Below are 18,820 nucleotides of genomic sequence, written 5' to 3'. Positions count from 1 at the left end.
GTTAGCATTCCGGCGCGGCCGTGACATCGGGAAGATGCCTGGCTGGCCGCCCATTCGGAAGGCGGTGAACGGGGAGAGTGCGGTGATCCTGATCGGCCAGTACGATTCGCCCTTCGTCTGCCGCGTCGGCATCACGCTTGCGCTTTATGACTTGCCATTCGAGCACCGTCCCTGGTCCGTCTTCGCCGATGGCGAGAAGGTGCGCGCCTTCAATCCACTGATGCGGGTGCCGACCCTGGTGTTCGACGATGGCGAGGTGCTGTTCGACAGCGCCTGCATGATCGACGCGCTCGACGATCTTGTCGGGCCGGAGCGCGCGCTCTGCCCACGCAACGGCCCGTTGCGGCGGCGGGCGCTTTCCGCCGTAGCGCTTGCCATGGGGGCGGCCGAGAAGGCGGTGAGTCTGTTCTATGAGCTGCGGCTGCACGAGCAGGTCTCGGCGGTCTGGGCAGAGCGCTGCCACGGCCAGATATTCTCGGCGCTCGCTGCGCTCGACCGCGATCGCGCCGGCCGCGCCGGACCCTATTGGTTCGGGGAGAGGCCGGGCCATGCCGATATTGCCCTGGCCGTGGCGCTGCGCTTCATCACCGAGGCGCATCCGGGGTTGGTCGACCTTGCCGCAATCCCGGCGCTAGCCAGCCATGCAGCGGGGTTGGAAGCACTTCCCGTCTTCAGCGAGATATCCCAGCCCTTTGTCGCGCCTGCCTGAACGTCGTTACGCCGGACGGTGAAACCCTTCCATACGCACCTGTCCGTCCACGCCCTCGGTCCAGCCACGCACGCCGCCATCGGCCAGCCGCTTCGCCTTCACGCGGAAGATGTCGCCGGCGATGAGTGGGCTCAGGCCCCGATAGTCCAGCCGGATCGGCGCGCCCTCCGTCAATGTCGCGATGATGTTGGCGATCAGCGTCGCCTGGATCGGACCGTGCACGACGAGCCCGGCATAGCCTTCCGTCCCCGTCGCATAGGGGAAGTCGTAATGGATGCGGTGCCCGTTGAAGGTCAGAGCCGAGTAGCGGAACAGCAGCAGCGGGCTGCCTTCCATCTCCCAGGTGAGATCGGCGGGCTCGCCATCGGTTGCCGTAACGGGCGCTCCCGCCGCAGCCGTTCCCGGTTGCGCCGCCTCGCGATAGACGATGTCGTGCCGCTCGCGCAGCGCCACCCCGCGCTCGGTCAGATAGTCGTGGTGGACGGCGACGAAGCAGAGCGGGCCGCTGCGTCCCTCCTTATAGGCGATGTCCCCGATCCGCGAGCGCCGCGTGACAAGGTCGCCCTCGCGTAGCGGCGCCAGCGTCTCGATTCGCCCGCCGGCCCACATCCGCCGCGGCAGCGGCACTGGCGGCAGGAACTCGCCCTTGGCGGCATGGCCATCGGGTCCGCAGGCGTCGATATTCGAGATCGGCGGTGCCAGGCACCAATGCAGTGCCAAGGGCGCTTCGTCTGCCCCGTGAGGCGCCAGATGGCGGCCGAACGTGGCGGCGAAACTATGCATGAGCCGCGGGGTGATCACATCTTGTGCTTCTTCGGTCCTGCCGGTCCAGCGTGTGAGCCGGGCGATGTCGATGCTCATGAGGGGTTTTCCTCGGTCTGGCGGGTAAATTCAGCACGGAGCGCCGCCTCGTGCTGGCCGGGCGCCGGCACGGGCCGCGTCGCGACGCATTGTCCATCGCCGACGACGCGGGGGCCAGTACCTCGACCGGACCGCTCGGGGTGGAGACTGGCAGAGCGGTCGCCGCCGGATGGTCCGTCAGGGCGCCGACGGTCGAGGTCGTGCCGTAGGCGCTCGCCTGACGATCGAGCGCGGCCACCGCCTGCTCCAGCGCGCCCTCGACGGTACCCTCCAGCGCTTTCGACATCGGTATTCTCCACAGCAGTCGGGCGAGCAAGAGCGGCCCGCCTCGGCCTGGTCAAATCCAGCCCCGGCAATGCACGCATGCCGGCTCGCCGGGCAACTCCAGATCGCCTCGGGACGGGACGGGATATCGCGCCCGGGATATGCGAACAGCCTGATTCAGGATGTCATCGATCGTCGCGATGTAATTGGCCGGATGGGTGAAACCATCGTCGGCCTGGACTCACATTCTGACGATGTGCCGGATCGTGCGGCCCTCGTTGAGGGCGTCGAAGCCCTCGTTGATCTCGTCGAGGCTGCCGGAGCTGGTCCAGAGCTTGTCGACGGCCAGCCGGCCGCGCTGGTAGAGTTCGACGAAGCGCGGGATGTCACGGGAGGGCACGCAGGAGCCCACGTAGGACCCCTTGAGCGTCCGCTCTTCCGCGACAAGCCGCACTGGCGAGAGCGACAGCGTATGGGCGGGGTTGGCAAGACCGGCGGTCGTCGTCGTGCCGCCGCGTCTTGTGATCTGGTAGGCGAGGTCGAGCGCCTTGACCGAGCCGGCCATTTCCAGCCCGTGATCGACACCGCCCTTGGTCGCCTGCCTGATCGCTTCGACCGCATCCGGTGTATCGGCCTTGAAGGCGTCGGTCGCTCCGAGCGCCAGCGCCAGATCGAGCTTGTCCTGCGCGAGATCGACGGCAATGATCCGCGAGGCGCCGCAGGCGAGGGCGCCGAGCAGCGCCGAAAGCCCGACGCCGCCGAGGCCGACGACCGCGACCGTCTCGCCGGCCTTGATTCGCGCGGTGTTCACGGCCGCGCCGACGCCGGTGAGCACCGCGCAGCCGAACAGGGCCGCGATCTCGTGCGGAATATCCGCCTCGATCCTGACCAGCGAGCGGCGCGAGATCACCGCATGCTCGGCAAAGGCGGAGACGCCGATATGGTGATGCACCGGCTGACCCTCGACGGAGAGCCTGCGCCCGCCGCCCAGCATCTCGCCGCGCCCATTGGCGGCGTTGCCGGGTTCGCACAGGGCAGGGCGCCCCTCGGCGCAGGGCGCGCAATGCCCGCACGACGGCACGAACACCATCACCACCCGGTCGCCGGGCCTGAGATCGTCGACGCCTTCGCCGGTCTCGACGACCTCGCCGGCGGCTTCATGGCCGAGCACCATCGGCACTGGCCGCGGACGGTTGCCGTCGATCACCGAGAGATCGGAATGGCACAGGCCCGCCGCGCGGATGCGCACCAGCACCTCGTCGCGGCCGGGCGGGGCAAGGTCGAGTCTCTCGATCCGCAGCGGACGGCTCCGCGCATAGGGGGCGGCGACCGGGCTTGCGTTCAGGACTGCGGCGCGAATCTTCATGGACGCATGCTCCGGTCATACAATCAGATTTCCATCCCGACAGCAGAGGGCGCTGCTGTCAAAGCGGAGCGGCGAAATCCGGCGCTGACGCCGGATGTCAGCATGGGGACGGATCGATCTGTCGCTGCCGATCGATGATGCTAAACAGGCATGGGCTTTGCCGGAGGAACCCGCATGAAACAGGACCCGTTGTTCGAGCGTCTCTGGGACGGTTCCGCCGCGATGGAGGAATGGACCGCTTCGGTCTCGCATGGCGCGATCACCCAGGTGCACGACAATATCATCACCGTCCACACCACCTATTTCTGCGGCAGCGTCACGGCGATTCGCACGGCGGAAGGCCTCGTCCTGATCGACACCGCAAAGCCCGACACGGCCCGGCAGACGCTCGACGTCATCCGCTCCTGGGACGATGGCCCGATCCATACGGTGATCTTCACGCATGGCCATATCGACCATACCAGCGGCATCAAGGTGATCGACGATGAGGCCGACAGCCGAGGCATTCCGCGTCCGCGGATCGTCGCCCATCGCAATGTTGCGCGACGCATGCAGCGCTATGTCGACTCGCAGGGTTTCAACAGCCTCGTCCAAAGCCAGCAGTTCAACATGCCCGGCTATGTCTATCCGGTCGGCCAACGCCACCCCGACGAGGTTTACGACGATACCCTGTCGCTCGCGGTCGGCGGGGAGCGGTTCGAGCTCTTCCATGGCCGCGGCGAGACGGATGATGCGACCTTCATCTGGTTGCCGGAGCGGCGCGTGCTGGCGAGCGGCGATTTCGTGATCTGGGTATTCCCCAATGCCGGCAATCCCCGCAAGGTTCAGCGCTACGCGGCGGAATGGGCGCTGGCGCTCCGGCGGATGGAGGGGTTCAGTCCGGATATCCTGATCCCTGGCCACGGCCCTGTCGTCTTCGGGACGGAGCGGGTGTCCCGGATGCTGCGCGACGGCGCAGAGGCGCTGGAGCACCTCGTCCGCGACACGCTCGCGCTGATGAACGCGGGGGCGACGCTCGAAGACGTCCTGAACAAGGTCAGGGTGCCGGCGAGCTATCTCGCCAAGCCCTATCTGCTGCCGAAATACGACGATCCGGAATTCCTCGTCCGCAGCACCTATCATTTCTATGCCGGCTGGTTCGACGGCAATCCGGCCCATCTGAAGCCCGCGCGAACTGCCGAACTGGCCGCTGAACTCGCCGCGCTTGCCGGCGGCGCCCGCAAACTGGCGGAGCGCGCGGAGGCTCTGGCGAGCCAGGGCCAGGGGCGTCTAGCCGTGGCGCTGGCCGAGCTCGCGGCCGCCGCCATGCCTCACGATCCGCAGCTTCAGGCGATCCGCGCTGCGACGCTTCGCAAGCTGATCGACGGCGAATCCTCGCTGATGGGCAAGGCTTTCCTCGCCGTCTACGAGCGTGAGGCGGAAGGGCAGGCGAAGGGCTGACGATGACCGCGGGAACCACTGCCGCCATTCCGGGGGCTTCGCGCCAGCGCAGAGCCCGGAACCCGGAACCGATACGCTCCTCCAAAGGAGCGTGATGGGGGTGGTCGTAAAACGAAGAAGGCATCGTTTCTGAAGTCCGGGCTCAGGACTATGGTCTGCCCCGGAATGACGGGCGAGATGCCAGCATCGACCTCACGGTCCGACCACCAATTCCCGCGATTTCCGATCAAGCTCGCGGAATACCGGCAGTGTCTGCGCGGCGAAGCTCTTCAGTTCGGCATCGTCGCCCTCGCCGGCATAGCGCTCCAGCAACAGGGCGGCCTCATGATGAGTGCTGCGCTGGGCTTCGATATAGGCCTTGTCGAAAGCGGCGCCCTGTTTGTCAGTAAGGTCGCGCAGGAGGTCCAGATGGCGCCTATCCGGCCGATCCGGCAGGGCGATGTCCGAGCGCTTCGCGACGATGCGGCGTAGGCCGCCGGTCACGGCACCCTGTTCGCTGGCGAGTTCATGCGCAAAATCCTTGATGGCGGGCGAGCCGCTCTTGTGCAGCGCCAAGGTCGCGGATTCCATGCCGAACATCTGGGCGATGGCGATCTGGCGCACGAATTCGGCGGCTGGCACGGGTGATTGCGCCATAGCGGCAGAACCCAGCAGGGTGATGCCGACGATCCCATGCAGGAGCGTCCGCCGGGTGCGATGAAATATCAGGGTCATGGTCGGGGAACCGGCAAGCCACCGGGAGGTTCCATGTGCCCGATGCCGGGCACCGGCGCGCCGCCTCGCCTTGTCGCACCCGGTTGGCTGCGATAGCTGGGTCAGGGCGTTCTTGCCGTCCGGATGCAGAGGAAATCCCATGCCGACCACCGTCGAGACCGTGCGCGATGCGCTGGTGAAGGCCCGCCGCGAGCGTTCGCTGGCCACGATTGCCGGCCTGCCGGTCCCGGCAACTGTGTCCGACGGACTTCAGGCGCAGGCTGCGGTCGGCGAGGCGCTTGGTCTGGCCGACGCCGGCTGGAAGGTCGGCGTCGCCGAAGACGGCACGGCTGTCGCCGGCCTGATGCCCGGACCGTTTCTGGCACCTGGTGATGTGTATGACGGTGCGATCGGCGCCGAACTGCGCATCGAGATCGAGATCGCGCTCCGGCTCGCCCGCGACGTGCCGTTCCGTCCGGGCCAGCCCTGGTCGCGCTCCGAATTGCTCGCCTGCTGCGACAAGGCCTATCTCGGCATCGAGATCGTTGAGAGCCGCCTCGCCAACTGGTCGGGCAATGTCGCCTTCCCGCTCTGGCTCGCCGATGCGATGGGCCATGGCGGCTATGTGATCGGTCCTGAACTCGACATCGCCACGCTCGACAATCTCGCCGGTCTCGGCTGCTTCATCTCGCTCAATGGCGTGACGATCTATGATCAGCCGGCCGTGCATGGAAACGGCGATCCGATGGTGCCGTTCGTCGCATGGGCCAACCGGAGGAGCGACGATCTCGGCGGCTTGAAGGCGGGGCAGATCGTGACCACGGGCAGTCTCTGCGGCGGCGTGCTCTCGCCCGGAAAGGGCGAGGTCGTGACGCGGCTTTCGCCGCTCGGCACTGTGACCTTAACCCTTCGTTAGCAGGAACGTTCGAGTCCTTGAGCATTGCGCATGCCCGTCGGCTCCCTATGATGGCGGCGGGCATGGGCATGATTTTGCGTGTGGCGGGGGGTTGCTTGGAGGGTGGATGCGGTTCTGGCGTAGGGCAAGGCATGCGGTCGCGCTGAGCGGCGGCTGTGCGTTTGCCACACTGCTGAGCCTGCAGGCTGAACCTGCCCGGGCTTTTGATCTTTCGTCGCTCGACGTGTTCGGCCTCTTCACCAAGAAGGATGAGCCGCCGGCGCCGAGCCCGTCTGCCTTGCCCTACAAGCTCGAATTCGATCTCGGCGAGGCCGACGATGCCAAGGCCCTGACGCGCTCGCTGCAGGACGCTTCGCTTCTCTATCGTCTGCGCCAGGATGCACCGCCTGACGGCGAGAGCCTGTCGCGCCGGATGGCGACCGATCTCAATCCGATGCTCGATGCGCTCTGGTCGCAGGGCTATTTCAACGCCGATGTCACGCTGATCGTCGATGGCGTTCCACTCAAGGTCGGGGCGGAGCCCGATGCGACGCTGGTGCGGGCGCTGGAAGCCCACCGCAACCGCGATGCTGTGCCGATCACGGTCAGGGCAAGGCCCGGCAAGGTATTCGGCCTGCGCAGGATCGATATTGTCGAGCGCGACGAAGCCGGCTCGCCGGCGATCGCCGATCCCCTGAAGGTTTCCAGGCTGAAGGCCGGCGATCCCGCCACGGCGGCGGCCCTGCGGGCGGCGCAGGCAGCGCTGGTCGACCATATGCGGGCGCAGTCGCGTCCGCTCGCCAAAGTCGTCGAACTGCGTCCCGTCGTCGACCATGCCACCGGCATCATGGACGTGACCTATGTCCTCGCGCCCGGCCCGCTCGCCGGTTTCGGTGACATCACGGTTGGCCAGACCGACGAGATCCCGCCGGAGGTGGTTCGCTCCTTCATTTATCTGGAGCCCGGTAATCCCTATTCGCCGAAGGCGCTGGCCGACACGCGCCGCTCGATCGCGACGATCCCCGCCGTGGGTTCCGTCCGCATCCGCGAGAGCGACAAGCTGGACGGCGCGGGCAACCTGCCGATCTTCGTCGAGGTGACCGAGCGGCCCAAGCGCCTGCTCGGCTTCTCGGCGCGCTATTCGACGATCGATGGCCCGGCGGTGAAGACCTATTGGGAGCACCGCAATCTGTTCGGCGGCGCCGAGCGCCTGCGGCTGGAAGCCAGCGTCTTCTTCGCCCCACGCATTGACGGCACCAAGCTCCAGCGCTTCGGTGACTTCAAGGAATCCGATCTCGGCGGCCGCTTCGCCTTCAGCTTCATGAAGCCGGCCCTCGGCGGCAGCCGCAACGACTGGCTGCTCGACGGCGTCGCGACGCGCGAGCGCGTCGGCCTCAACCGCTATGGCGGCTACACCGCCCGCTACGGCAACGTCACCACCGCGATCCGCCATCGCTTCAGCGATACCTTCTCGATCCAGGGCGGCATCGAGGTCGAGCGCGGCCAGACCAGCGACGTGCTGGGGCAGGTCGACTACACGCTGGTCGGCATTCCCCTCTCGGTAAAATACGATTCCACCGACAGCCTGCTCGACCCGACGCGTGGCTACCGCGCGACGGCGTCCTTCACGCCCTATCCGACCTTCCTTGGCTCTACGGTCGGAATCTACCAGACCAAGGCGGCCGTCTCCGCCTATTACGCGCTGGACGAGGACGCCCGTTACATCCTTGCAGGGCGCATCGGATTCGGCTCGATCTCCGGCGCCAGCCTCGAGGACATCCCGGCGACCCGGCGTTTCTATGCCGGCGGCGGCGGCTCCGTGCGAGGCTATGCCTATCGCAGCCTGTCGCCGCTCGGGCCCTACAACCGCATCATCGGGGGCCGCAGCTTGCTCGAAGCCTCGGTCGAAGCCCGGATCAAGATCACGGACACCATCGGCATCGTGCCCTTTTTCGACGCTGGCACCGCCTTCGAATCGAGCCTGCCGGACAGCAAGCAGAAGCTGCAGATGGCCGCTGGCCTCGGCTTCCGTTACTACACCGGTATCGGGCCGATCCGGGTCGACGTCGCCGCGCCGCTCAATCCGCGCAAGGGTGACAAGCCCGTCGCGCTCTATGTCAGCATCGGGCAGGCCTTCTGATGCGGCGGCTCCTCACCCTTCCGCGCCTCGCCCTGTTCGCGCTGCTGCTGACGGCGGGCTTCCTGTTCTCGGCCCATTTCGGCGGTTTCGCCCAGAACGCCCAGACCGATCGCGGCGTCGTCGCCGACCTGATCTCCAAGGCTCTGTCGAGCGATACCAGCCAGGTCTCGATCGGTGAGGTCAACGGTGCGCTTTCCTCCGATGTCGAGATTCGCGACATCGTACTGTCGGATCGCGATGGCGCCTGGCTCAGGCTCGACCGCGTTCGCCTGATCTGGACGCGCAGTGCCTTGCTGCTGCGAAGGCTCGATGTCGACCGGCTGGAGATCGGCAGGCTCGAAATCCTGCGCAAGCCCGCGCCGCAGCCGGCCGGTACGGCGCCGCCGGGCAACGAGCCGATCCTGCCCGAGTTGCCGCTCAAGGTCATTATCCGTGCACTTCAGCTCAACGAACTGGTGCTGGGCGAGCCCGTGCTCGGCGTCGCTGCCCGGTTGAGCGCCAGCGGTGCCGCGCGGCTGGGGCCGCCCAATGAAGGGCTCGACCTCAAGCTCGAGGCGAAGCGGCTCGACATGGGCGGCCTCTTCGGCGTCACCCTGTCCTTCGTGCCGGAAAGCACGCGCCTGCAGTTCGCGGCCAAGCTCGAGGAGCCGGCCGGAGGCCTGATCTCGAAGGTCGCCGGCCTGCCGGGCGAGCCGCCGGTGAAGCTCGATCTCAACGGAGATGGTCCGCTCGATTCCTTCCGTTCCAGCCTCGTTTTCACTGCAGGCCCCACGATTGGCGCCGAAGGCTCGGCCACGTTGACCCGCGCCGGAACCGAGCGCGCGCTCGCGCTCGCCCTCGATGCCCGCATCGAAGGCCTGATGCCGGCCCCGGTCGCGCCGGTTTTCGCCGGCTCGACCCGGCTCGATGGCTCGATCGGCTTCCGGGACGATAGCGGCGTCGATATCCGCAATCTCGCGCTTGTTTCGGCGCTGGCCCGTCTCGACGTGCTCGGCCGCTACAATGCCGACAAGACGCTCGATCTGCGCGTCACCGCGGCCTCACGCCCCAACGAGGGCGGGCGCACGGTCGCCTCCGGCACCGAGATCGGCAAGCTCGCCTTCGATGCGACGATCCGCGGGCCGGTGGCCGGACCGACCGTCGTCGCGAAGCTGGACGCCAACGACGCCAAATTGCCAGCCGGCCAGTTCGGCAAGGTCGCGCTCACCTTCAACGCGACGCCGACCGGAGCCATCGGCGAACCCGGCACCCGCATCGCGCTGACCTCCGATGGCGAGGCCAGCGGAATCGTCCTGGCAGACAAGGCGCTGATGCGCGCGGTCGGCGACAAGGTCACCTTCACCTTGCGCGGCACCGGCAATGACGACGCCACCGCCGATTTCGAGGCGCTGAAGCTCGCGCTCTCCGGCGTCGAGCTCGATTACAAGGGCAAGCTCGGCCAGGCACGCATGCTCGGTCAGCTCAAGGCCGTACTGCCCGATCTCGCCCGTTTGAGCGGTCTGGCGGGCCGCCCGCTCGGGGGCAGGGCGGATATCACCGCCGATCTCGACGCGACCCCGCGCCTCAACAATTATACGGCGGTGCTCTCGGGCAAGGCCGAGCGTCTTGCCACGGGCGAAGCCGCGCTCGATCGCCTGCTCGCTGGCAACCTGACTCTTGCCGGCCGCGTCAATGCTCTCGCCGGCGACTACACGATGACCGGCCTGCGCGTCGCCGGCCAGCACGCCGCCTTCACGGCGGACGGCTCGATCGGTCAGCAGCAATCCGATCTGAAGCTCGCGCTGAACCTGCCCGATCTCAAGCGGGCCGATCCGCGCTTGTCCGGCCGCGGTGACATAACCGCCCGGATCACCGGCCCGCAGAACAAGCTCGACGCCACGGCCCGTATCGCCGTCGCCAACGCAACCGCGCTCGCCCGGCCGATTCCGCGCCTGACGATCGATGCCGTGGCCAAGGATCTACAGGGTGCCCTCGACGCCAGCGTCACGCTCGCCGGCGACGTCGATTCCAAGCCGGCAACCGGTTCGCTGCGCCTCGCTCGCCAGCCGGACGACAGCTGGAACCTCTCGACGCTCGACTTCGCGCTCGGCTCCGTCCGCCTGAATGGCGGCCTCACCCTCGACACCGCGAGTAGGGCCGCCGGCCGCCTGACGCTGGCCGCGCGCAATCTCGACGATCTCTCGGCCTTGGCGTTGACCAAGCTCGGCGGCCAGCTCGATGCCGATATCGTGTTCGCGGCACCGGCAGGCCGGCAGGATATCGATCTGACCGCCCGCGGCTCGCGGCTTGCCGGCCCCTCGCTGACGATCGACAAGCTCGATGCCCATGCCCGTGCCCGCGACATCTACGGCCGGCCGATGCTCGATGCAGCGATCGCCATCGACCGCGCCGTCGCGGCCGGCGAGGCGATCAGCGGCATCCGCTTCGATTCGAAGGGCGCGCCCGATGCCAGCGCTTTCACGTTGAGCGCCAGTGCCCGCGGCTTCGCATTGAAGGGCGCCGGCCGCCTCGTTCCGGGTGAGCCCTTGAAGCTGGAGCTCGCCTCCTTCGACGCGCGCCGCGATGGCCGCGCGATCACGCTCGCCAATCCCGCCGCGTTCAGCTTCCCGGCCTCCGGCGTCGAGATCGCCAATCTCGCCTTGCTGATCGACAAGGGGCGGGTGACGCTGGACGGCCGCGCCGGCGAGACGCTCGATCTGCGCTTCGCGGCCCGCGACGTGCCGCTTTCCGCCGCGAACATCGCGGTCCCCAGCCTGAAGCTCGGCGGTACGCTGAATGCCGAGGCGCAGGTCAAGGGCAAGCCCGGTGACCTCTCGGGGCCGTGGAAGCTCCGGATCGCGCAGCTTGTCACCCCTGAAACCCGCCAGGCCGGCCTGCCGCCGGTCGAGATCCAGGGCGAGGGCGCCCTCAAGGGCGATGCCGCCGGCATTTCCGCGACCGTCAATGCCGGGAAGGGCGCGAGCCTGACCCTGCGCGGCACCGCGCCGCTCAACGCCACCGGCCCGCTCGACCTGACCGCGCAGGGCAGGGTCGACGCAGCGCTCGCCAATACCATGCTGGGCGCGAGCGGCCAGCGCGTCACCGGCGCGGTCGCGCTCGACATGCGTGCCGGAGGAACCGCTTCTGCCCCGCGCCTCAGCGGTAACGCGACCCTGACGGGTGGGAGCTTCACCGATGCCGTGCAAGGCATCCGCTTCAACGGTATCGAGGCGCGGATCGCCGCAAATGGCGAAAACCTGACGATCGAGCGGGCCTCCGCCCGTGCGCCGAACGGCGGGACGATTTCCGCGAGCGGTGAGATCAGGGTCGACCCGGGCGCGGGCTTCCCCGGCAATATCCGCATTCGCGGCGATCGCGCGCAGATCGTCTCCAGTGGGCTGGTCACGGCCGTCGCCGGGCTCGACCTCGAAATCGCAGGCCCGCTGGCGCAGCGTCCGCGCCTCGGCGGCCGGATCGATATCGCATCCCTCGAGGTTTCCGTGCCGGATCGCCTGCCCGCCACGCTGCGACCGGTCGATGGCATCAAGCATCTGAATGCGAAGGGCGCGGCAGCCGCACGGCTCGCTGCCGCCCGTAAGGCACAGAAGGCGAAGGGACGCGGCGGCCGCCCGGCACCGGCCTTCGATGCGACGCTCGCGTTGACGGTTTCCGCCCCCAGCAAGGTCTTCATCCGCGGCCGCGGCATCGATGCCGAACTCGGCGGCGAGATTCGCGTCGGCGGCACCTCGTCGGCGCCCGCGCTCGACGGCGGCTTCGAATTGCGCCGCGGCCGGCTCAGCGTCCTGACCCAGCGGCTCGATTTCAGCCGCGGCCGGCTCACTTTCGCGGGCGGGCTGATTCCTGATCTGGATTTCATCGCCCAGACCAGCGCCGGCGACGTCACCGCACGGATCATCATCAGCGGCCCGGCCGACCAGCCGGTCTTCGCCTTCACCTCGCAACCCGAATTGCCGCCGGATGAGGTGCTGTCGCGACTGCTCTTCGCCCGCGCCTCAGGCTCGCTCTCGCCATTCCAGGCCCTGCAACTCGCTCAGGCGGCGGCGCAGTTCGCCGGCGGCGGTGGAGACGACACCTTCGAACGGCTGCGCAAATCGCTGGGCGTCGACAATCTCGACATCCAGATGGGAGCGGGCGGGCCGACCGTCGGGGCCTCGCGCTATATCAGCGACAATATCTCGGTGGGCGTGAAGGTCGGCTCCAAGCCGGAGGATAGCGGCGTCTCGGTCGGCATCGACGTGACCAAGCGCCTGAAGCTCCAGGCGGAGACCGGCGCGGATGGCAGCGCCGCTGTCGGAATCGGGGCCGAGTGGGAGTACTGAATCGGCTTCGGCGTCCTGCGAGACGCAACGCGAGGAGATTCGCCCCGATTCCGGTTTCGACGGAACGATTCACGGCTGCCGCGAGCCGAAAAACTCTTGTGCGGTGCCGTTGTAGTTAATGCTTCGTGAATTTCGGTGGTCAAAGCGTGGCTCGCCTGCAACACCAGTTTCCAAAGCACCCCGTTCACAGGCTCGCGAGGCGGATCGAGGTTGATCGGCGAGGCGGCTTTCGTATGGTGGACATGCGTCGGGACGTTCCCGGTCGCTGTTTTTCGCCTTCGCCTCCGAAATAGGTCGGTGACGCAGGCGAAAGACCGGGAATAGGCAGGTTCTGCGATCAGGCTGAAAGCTTGGGGCGGGGGGCAGGCTGAAGCCCGAGGGTCTCGAAACTCTTTTGGAGGTTACCAAATGAAGCTCGTCAAGAGCCTCCTCCTCGGTTCCGCCGCCGGCATCGCCGCGGTCGCCGGGGCTCAGGCCGCCGACCTTCCCTCGCGGAAGGCCGCTCCGGTCGAATACGTTCGCGTTTGCTCCGCCTTCGGTGCGAACTTCTTCTATCTGCCCGGCACCGACACCTGCCTCCGCATCGGTGGTCGTGTCCGCGCTGAGTATTCGTTCGGCGAGCGTTGGAGCTCTGGCCAGGATGCGTTCGGCACCCGCGCTCGCGGCCGTGTCTTCTTGGACGCTCGCAACCAGACCGCCTACGGCACGCTGCGCACGTTCATCCGTTATGACGTCACGACCACCACGGGCGTGTATCGTTACAGCGGCTCCAACTCGGCTGCCAACCGGTTCTCGTCGATCAACGGCGTCAACCAGGACGACTCGATGGGCCTGACCGACGCGGTCGTCCAGCTCGGTCCGTTGACCGCTGGTCGTACGGCTTCGATGTTCCAGTTCTACGCCAACGACTATACCTTCCACGGCGCCCGCACCTCTGACCGTCAGGTCAACCTGCTGGCTTACACCGCGTCCTTCGGTGGTGGCTTCACCGCCACGGTCTCGCTGGAAGATCCGCGTACGACCGGCCGTCTCGGCACGTCTGCCAACTATACCGATCTCAACGGCGTCGTGCGTCCGACCGGCGGCTACGCTGGCATGACCTATCCTGACGTCGTCGCTCAGATCCGCGTCGATCAGGGCTGGGGCTCGGCCTCGCTGTCGGGTGCCTTCGGTGACCGCAGCACCTACAGCTCGCCGTATGTCAACTACGGTACGGCGCTTGCTCCTAACTTCGGCACCGGTGCCAAGAAGGACGAGATGGGCTGGGCCATCCAGGGTGGCGTGAAGATCAACCTGCCGATGCTCGCCGCTGGCGACGCTCTGTTCGTGCAGGCTGCTTACGCCGACGGCGCTCTCGAGTACATCGGTTGGGGCTCCAACGCCGGTCACGGCCGCGTTCCGGCCTATGCAGTTGGCAACTTCACCACCGACGGCTTCGGCCGCGTGAAGTCGACCACCGGCTACACCCTGCTCGCCGCCATGCGTCACTACTGGACCCCGTCGGTCCGTTCGGACTTCCTGGTCTCGTACTCGGCGCTCAAGACTGCCAACCTGACCCCGAACATCAACGGTGTGCAGTCGGTCACGACGTTTGACCCGAAGGAGCTGGTTGCCAGCGCCAACCTGGTGTGGTCGCCGGTCTCCGGCCTCGACATCGGTGTCGAGGTCCTGTACGCCCGCACCGAGTTCGGTGGTCGTGTCATCGACCCGAAGACCGTTGCTGGCATGACGCCTCGCTACATCAAGTCGGACGATTCCTGGAGCGGCCGTCTCCGCGTCCAGCGCGACTTCTGATCGGTTTCCGATCTTTGGTCTGGAAGCCCCGGGGAAACCCGGGGCTTCTTTTTTATGTGGGTTGCCCGGCTTCGCTGTTGACGGAGCCCACTCACCCGGCCTGATCTGGCATGGGCGCTCCGGCCGCCATCCCGAGGGGTGACGGCTTCGAACGCTCGTTGAATCGATATCTGCGGATCGCTCGACAAGTCCTTGAGAAAACGAGAGCGATCGCGAAAGGGGTACCGGACCGATATCGGTGCGGGGCAGGGGGCGGTGCATGTCTCAACCGGCGCGTTGGCTCTGGGGGCTGATCCCACTGGGCTTGTTGTGGGGAGCCGGAAATCTCGCCCTCGATTCCGCGATCGAGCGCGATGTCGGCCTGCGCGCCGAGCAGGCCGTGGCGGCCGTGGCCGGTACGACGCCGGGTGCCCGCCCGGTCGTTGCCCAGGTCGATGGTCGCGATGTCACCATCGGCGGCGAGGTTCTGTCTTCCGATGGCGCAAGCAAGGCGATGGCCCGGCTGCATGGCGAATTCGGCGTGCGCCGGACGCTCGGCGGATTGTCGCAGGTCGTTGCACAGAAGCCCTATTCCTGGTTCGCTGCCCGTCAGGCGGACAGCGTAACCCTCGGTGGCTTCGTGCCGGATCTGGACACCGCAGCCGCCAATGTGGCTGTGGCATCGGCGGCCTTGCCCGGTTTACGGATCGACGACCGCCAGGCCGTCGCATTCGGCGCACCGGAGGGCTTCGCTGCGATGGCGGTCGCGATGCTTGCCGAACTGCCGAAACTCGCCTCGGGACGTGTCACCCTCGACGACGGCCGCTTCTGCATCGAGGGCAAGGCGTTCAGTTCGGATTCATTCCTAGCCCTCGAAGCGGCGATGGCGCAGGCCGAGCGACCGGGTTTCCGCGCTGTCAAATGTGATCTCGATCCGCCCGCGGTGACACCCTATCGCTGGAGCGCAGAGCATGAGGCCGGTGGCGGTATTGCGTTGCGCGGCTTCTATCCTGACCAGGAGATGTACCGGCAGATGCTTGCCGCGGCGCGGCAGGCGTTCGGCCCTGGCACTGATCTTCGCGACGAGCTGAAGCCGGCGCTCGGTGCTCCATCGGCCTTTCTTGCGAAGGTTGTGCGGGCGGTCGGGGATCTGGCGCGCCTGCGGCAAGGTAAGGTCGAGATCAACGGCGACGCCTACAGCCTGACCGGGAAGGGACCGGAGACCTACGAGGCCTGCCAGGCCTTGCGTCTACAGATTGCCCAGATGGATGGTCCGGATTCGGTGGCCCAGGCAGCGATCGAATGTCCGCCCGCTCCTCCGCCGGTGCCGGTCGTCGTGCCGCTTCCCGAGGTGCCGGGGTTGATACTGCACGATGTTCTGCCTGCTATTCCGAAGCCGGAAGGCAGCACAATGTCTCCGGAGCCTGCGCCGGTGCCCCAGCCGCCGCAAAACGCGGTCCCCGCACCGGCGGCAGACGCGCCGATGGCCGCGCCCCGCCGTGTGGTGTCTGTGCCGCTGGACTGGGGCGCCGTTCGCAGCGAAAGCGGCCTTCGCCTCAACGGAAAGCTGCCGGACGAGGCGGCTCGCGCGAGCGTTCTCGGCGCTGTCCGCGGCTTTTTCGATACGATGGCCGTCGATGATCAGACCGCGATCGAACCGGCACTCACATCTGAGCTCGACCTGAGCGCTTCGACCGCCTTCGCGCTGGAGGCGCTGTCCAAGCTGAAATCCGGCTCCGTGACGATCCGCGGCAAGGTTTTCGCGATTGCGGGCGAAGTTGCGGACGCTGCGAGCCTGGCCGCGTTGCGCGATCTCCTCGCGCGCAACGCTCCTGCCGGCCTGGCTGTGGCCACCCTTGCGGATGGCATCGTCGTGCGGCCCTACGGGCTGGCGCTTTCGGCGGACCGGACGGGCCTGCGGCTCACCGGTTACCTGCCCGATCAGGCGACCCAACTGGCGTTGCGGGCGCTGGCTGGCGATTCCCCGCTGAAGGACCGGTTCGAGGACGAGACGATCGTGGTGCCCGGCAGCCCCGCCGGCTTCGCCGAGGCAGCTCGTGCCGTGCTCGCCGATCTGCTGCGGCTCGATCTCGGTTCGGCGTCGGTGGTCGACGATCGGGTGACGCTGCGCGGGCTGACCTGCCGCGACCTGATCAAGAGCGAGATCGAGACCAGTGCCGCGACTGGTCTGCCTCCGGGCTTCAAGGCGGATGCGGCGATCAGCCTGCGGCAGACCGGCTGTGTGGTGGATCCGCCCGTGAGCTGCCAGAATGATCTCGATGGGTTGACCAAGCGCAATACCGTCCTGTTCGGCCAGGGAACTTCGGTCGTCGAACTCGATGCCACGACCGAGCGTGTCATCAGCGAGGCTGCCGCCATCCTGAAGAAATGCCCGGGCTCCCCGGTCGTGATCGAAGGCCATGCCAATCGCGATGGCGAGCGGCGTGGTTTCGACAACATGGACCTGTCGCTGCGCCGGGCCTTGCGCGTACGGGAGGAGTTGGCGCGGCGCGGCATCGAAGCGGGGCAGCTCGCGGTGAAAGGCTATGGCAGCACCCGTCCGCTCGTGCCGCACGAGGCCCCGGAAGCACGTGCGATGAACCGCCGCGTGCAGTTCACCGTGGCGAAGTAGGAGGCTGTCATGCTCTATCTCGCCAGCCAGTTCGTCTGGTTCCTGCTCGCCGCCTTCGGCCTTGGCTTTGCCATGGGCTGGATCAGCCATGACGGCGGCAAGGCCCGCTTCTGGAGCGGTGCCTGGAGCATTCTGGCCGTGCTGTGGATTGCCGGCGCCGCCGCATCCTGGCTCCAGCTGCTGAACGGCATGCCGGCAACCTGGGTCGAGACTGCATTGCTGTTCACAGCCGCCTATTGGGTGGGGTGCGTCTGTGCCGGCCTAGTCCGGAAGCCGGCTGCGGCGCAGCCGCGTGTCGTACCCGCCACAGCTCCGCAACCGGTTGCTGCGGCTAGCCCTGTGCCGACAGCACCGATCGCGGGACAGCCGCCCCGATTGCAGCCCGTCGAAAATGAAGCGGAGCTGCCCGGCCAGCGTCCCGCTGGACTCGCCTCTGCCCGTGGCGGCACACCCGACGATCTCAAGCTGATCAAGGGGATCGGCCGCCAGAACGAGGGCCGCCTGCATGGTCTCGGCATCTGGCATTTCGAGCAGATCGCGAGCTGGATGCCAGAGAATGTCGAGTGGATCGGCGGCTATCTCGCCTTTCCCGGCCGCATCGAGCGCGAGGACTGGGTCGGCCAAGCCAGGCTGCTGGCGGCGGGAACCGAGACGGAGTTCGCCAAACGGGCCAAGGCGGGGGAGGTTGAAAGCTCGCGTGACGACGGCACGGCTGGACAGGGTAATGTCGCCGAGATCGCCGAGGCCAAGAACCCGAAGCCCTGAACCGGATCAGCCGGTGCGGCGCTCGGCCCGGGTGACCAGCTTGGCGATTCGCCGGATCATGTCCTTGCTGCCGAGCAGCGGGGCATGGCCCTGGCCCGGGGCGGTGTAAATTTCGCAGTCGGGATGGCGCTCGGCCATATCCTCCAGGGTCTTCTCCGCCAGAAGGTCGGAATTGGCCCCGCGGATCGCCAGCATCGGCACGGTTTTGAGCGCGTCGAAATAGGCCCAGAGCACCGGCAGTGGCGCTTCCAGGTCAAGCTCCTCCAGCACCTTCATCAGCCGGACGTCGTAGTCGGGCTTCAGGGTGCCGTCGCGATCCGTCCAGGTGCGGCGCGCCATCATCTCCCATTCTTCTTCGCGGAGAAGCGGGAATTGCTGGTCGGAAAGCCGCTTCAGGATTTCCGCTCCTTCCTGAAAGCTGCGCGGGGCCGGCAGCTTGCCGACATAGCCGCGAATGCGCAGCAGGCCGCGCGCATCGATCACCGGACCGACATCGTTGAAGATGACGCCCCGGATCGTGGCGGGCCGTGCCGCCGCCAGCGCCATCGTCAACAGCCCGCCACGCGAGGTGCCGACGAACACGGCCTGCTCGATGCCGCCGGCGATCAGCACCTGGACGAGGTCGTCGAGCTCGATGCGGATGTCGTAGTTCTTCCAGTTCTTGTCGTATTCGGAGAGTCCGCGCCCGCGATAGTCCAGTGCCAGCACGCGGCGCGGCCTGGCCTCGTCCTCGGCGAGGGCGAGTGCCAGTTCGTGGAAATCGGCGGCGGTGCGGGCGAAACCGGGCAGACAGATGACCGGCAGCGTGGTTGCGGCTGGTGGTCCGTAATCGCGAACGTGCAGCTTGAGTCCGTCGCTGGCGCTGATGAAGCGGGAAGTGAAACCGGTTTCGGACGTCATGGCGGACTCGGGAAAGGCGGAAACGGCGGGAGCGAACCTAACCATGGCGACGGTGCGTGCGGA

The 18,820-nt window shown here is 67.2% G+C and carries 12 protein-coding genes; 8 read left to right on the top strand and 4 right to left on the bottom strand.

The window, feature by feature from the left end:
• The first annotated feature begins 82 nt into the window (after positions 1-82).
• Positions 83-709, top strand: a complete 627-nt coding sequence (locus J0I42_RS00685) for a glutathione S-transferase family protein (RefSeq protein ID WP_291652638.1) — start codon at positions 83-85, stop codon at positions 707-709.
• Positions 710-715: 6 nt separating this feature from the next.
• Here J0I42_RS00685 and J0I42_RS00680 read toward each other — a convergent pair whose 3' ends face one another.
• Positions 716-1,570, bottom strand: coding sequence for an HTD2 family dehydratase (locus J0I42_RS00680; RefSeq protein WP_291651785.1), 855 nt, complete (start codon positions 1,568-1,570; stop codon positions 716-718).
• Positions 1,571-2,075: 505 nt separating this feature from the next.
• Positions 2,076-3,200 carry a zinc-dependent alcohol dehydrogenase family protein gene (locus tag J0I42_RS00675; RefSeq protein ID WP_291651783.1) on the bottom strand — a complete coding sequence of 375 codons (1,125 nt, stop codon included), beginning with the start codon at positions 3,198-3,200 and terminating at the stop codon, positions 2,076-2,078.
• 174 nt (positions 3,201-3,374) lie between these two features.
• Between J0I42_RS00675 and J0I42_RS00670 the strand changes: the two genes are divergently transcribed.
• Positions 3,375-4,640 (top strand): alkyl sulfatase dimerization domain-containing protein, encoded by a 1,266-nt coding sequence (locus J0I42_RS00670; RefSeq protein WP_291651781.1) that lies wholly within the window; start codon positions 3,375-3,377, stop codon positions 4,638-4,640.
• Between the two features lie 192 nt (positions 4,641-4,832).
• On the opposite strand, the gene J0I42_RS00665 is transcribed toward J0I42_RS00670, so the two are convergent.
• Complete coding sequence (locus tag J0I42_RS00665) at positions 4,833-5,354, bottom strand: DUF4142 domain-containing protein (RefSeq protein WP_291651779.1); 522 nt, start codon at positions 5,352-5,354, stop codon at positions 4,833-4,835.
• Positions 5,355-5,493: 139 nt separating this feature from the next.
• Between J0I42_RS00665 and J0I42_RS00660 the strand changes: the two genes are divergently transcribed.
• From J0I42_RS00660 to J0I42_RS00635, 6 genes are all read left to right on the top strand, one after another.
• On the top strand, positions 5,494-6,249 hold the full coding sequence (locus J0I42_RS00660) for a hypothetical protein (protein ID WP_291651777.1): 756 nt from the start codon (positions 5,494-5,496) through the stop codon (positions 6,247-6,249).
• A 106-nt stretch (positions 6,250-6,355) separates the two neighbouring features.
• Positions 6,356-8,368 (top strand): autotransporter assembly complex protein TamA, encoded by a 2,013-nt coding sequence (locus J0I42_RS00655; RefSeq protein WP_291651775.1) that lies wholly within the window; start codon positions 6,356-6,358, stop codon positions 8,366-8,368.
• A complete protein-coding gene (locus J0I42_RS00650) occupies positions 8,368-12,687 on the top strand; it encodes a translocation/assembly module TamB domain-containing protein (protein ID WP_291651773.1) in 4,320 nt (1,439 codons plus the stop codon). Before J0I42_RS00655 ends, J0I42_RS00650 begins: the two co-directional genes overlap by 1 nt.
• A 408-nt stretch (positions 12,688-13,095) precedes the next feature.
• A complete protein-coding gene (locus tag J0I42_RS00645) occupies positions 13,096-14,481 on the top strand; it encodes a porin (protein ID WP_291651771.1) in 1,386 nt (461 codons plus the stop codon).
• A 259-nt stretch (positions 14,482-14,740) separates the two neighbouring features.
• Positions 14,741-17,092, top strand: coding sequence for an OmpA family protein (locus J0I42_RS00640; protein ID WP_291651769.1), 2,352 nt, complete (start codon positions 14,741-14,743; stop codon positions 17,090-17,092).
• A 9-nt stretch (positions 17,093-17,101) separates the two neighbouring features.
• The gene (locus J0I42_RS00635) at positions 17,102-17,857 is read left to right on the top strand and encodes a hypothetical protein (protein WP_291651767.1); all 756 of its coding nucleotides are present in this window, start codon (positions 17,102-17,104) and stop codon (positions 17,855-17,857) included.
• A 6-nt stretch (positions 17,858-17,863) separates the two neighbouring features.
• Here the strand turns inward: J0I42_RS00635 and J0I42_RS00630 are convergent, their stop codons facing one another.
• Entirely contained in the window at positions 17,864-18,757 is an 894-nt protein-coding gene (locus tag J0I42_RS00630) for an alpha/beta fold hydrolase (protein ID WP_291651765.1), read from the bottom strand.
• Between the last annotated feature and the right edge of the window lie 63 nt (positions 18,758-18,820).

Source organism: Allobosea sp., from assembly GCF_017308015.1.
Taxonomy (GTDB): Bacteria; Pseudomonadota; Alphaproteobacteria; order Rhizobiales; family Beijerinckiaceae; genus Allobosea.
This window is presented reverse-complemented; position numbering and strand designations above follow the sequence as displayed.

Bases quoted from the DNA above. Each gene is read 5' to 3' on its own strand.
- J0I42_RS00665 (WP_291651779.1), bottom strand. From the start codon at position 5,354: ATGACCCTGATATTTCATCGCACCCGGCGGACGCTCCTGCATGGGATC.
- J0I42_RS00640 (WP_291651769.1), top strand. From the start codon at position 14,741: ATGTCTCAACCGGCGCGTTGGCTCTGGGGGCTGATCCCACTGGGCTTG.
- J0I42_RS00635 (WP_291651767.1), top strand. From the start codon at position 17,102: ATGCTCTATCTCGCCAGCCAGTTCGTCTGGTTCCTGCTCGCCGCCTTC.
- J0I42_RS00680 (WP_291651785.1), bottom strand. From the start codon at position 1,570: ATGAGCATCGACATCGCCCGGCTCACACGCTGGACCGGCAGGACCGAA.
- J0I42_RS00660 (WP_291651777.1), top strand. From the start codon at position 5,494: ATGCCGACCACCGTCGAGACCGTGCGCGATGCGCTGGTGAAGGCCCGC.
- J0I42_RS00670 (WP_291651781.1), top strand. From the start codon at position 3,375: ATGAAACAGGACCCGTTGTTCGAGCGTCTCTGGGACGGTTCCGCCGCG.
- J0I42_RS00650 (WP_291651773.1), top strand. From the start codon at position 8,368: ATGCGGCGGCTCCTCACCCTTCCGCGCCTCGCCCTGTTCGCGCTGCTG.
- J0I42_RS00645 (WP_291651771.1), top strand. From the start codon at position 13,096: ATGAAGCTCGTCAAGAGCCTCCTCCTCGGTTCCGCCGCCGGCATCGCC.
- J0I42_RS00675 (WP_291651783.1), bottom strand. From the start codon at position 3,200: ATGAAGATTCGCGCCGCAGTCCTGAACGCAAGCCCGGTCGCCGCCCCC.
- J0I42_RS00630 (WP_291651765.1), bottom strand. From the start codon at position 18,757: ATGACGTCCGAAACCGGTTTCACTTCCCGCTTCATCAGCGCCAGCGAC.
- J0I42_RS00655 (WP_291651775.1), top strand. From the start codon at position 6,356: ATGCGGTTCTGGCGTAGGGCAAGGCATGCGGTCGCGCTGAGCGGCGGC.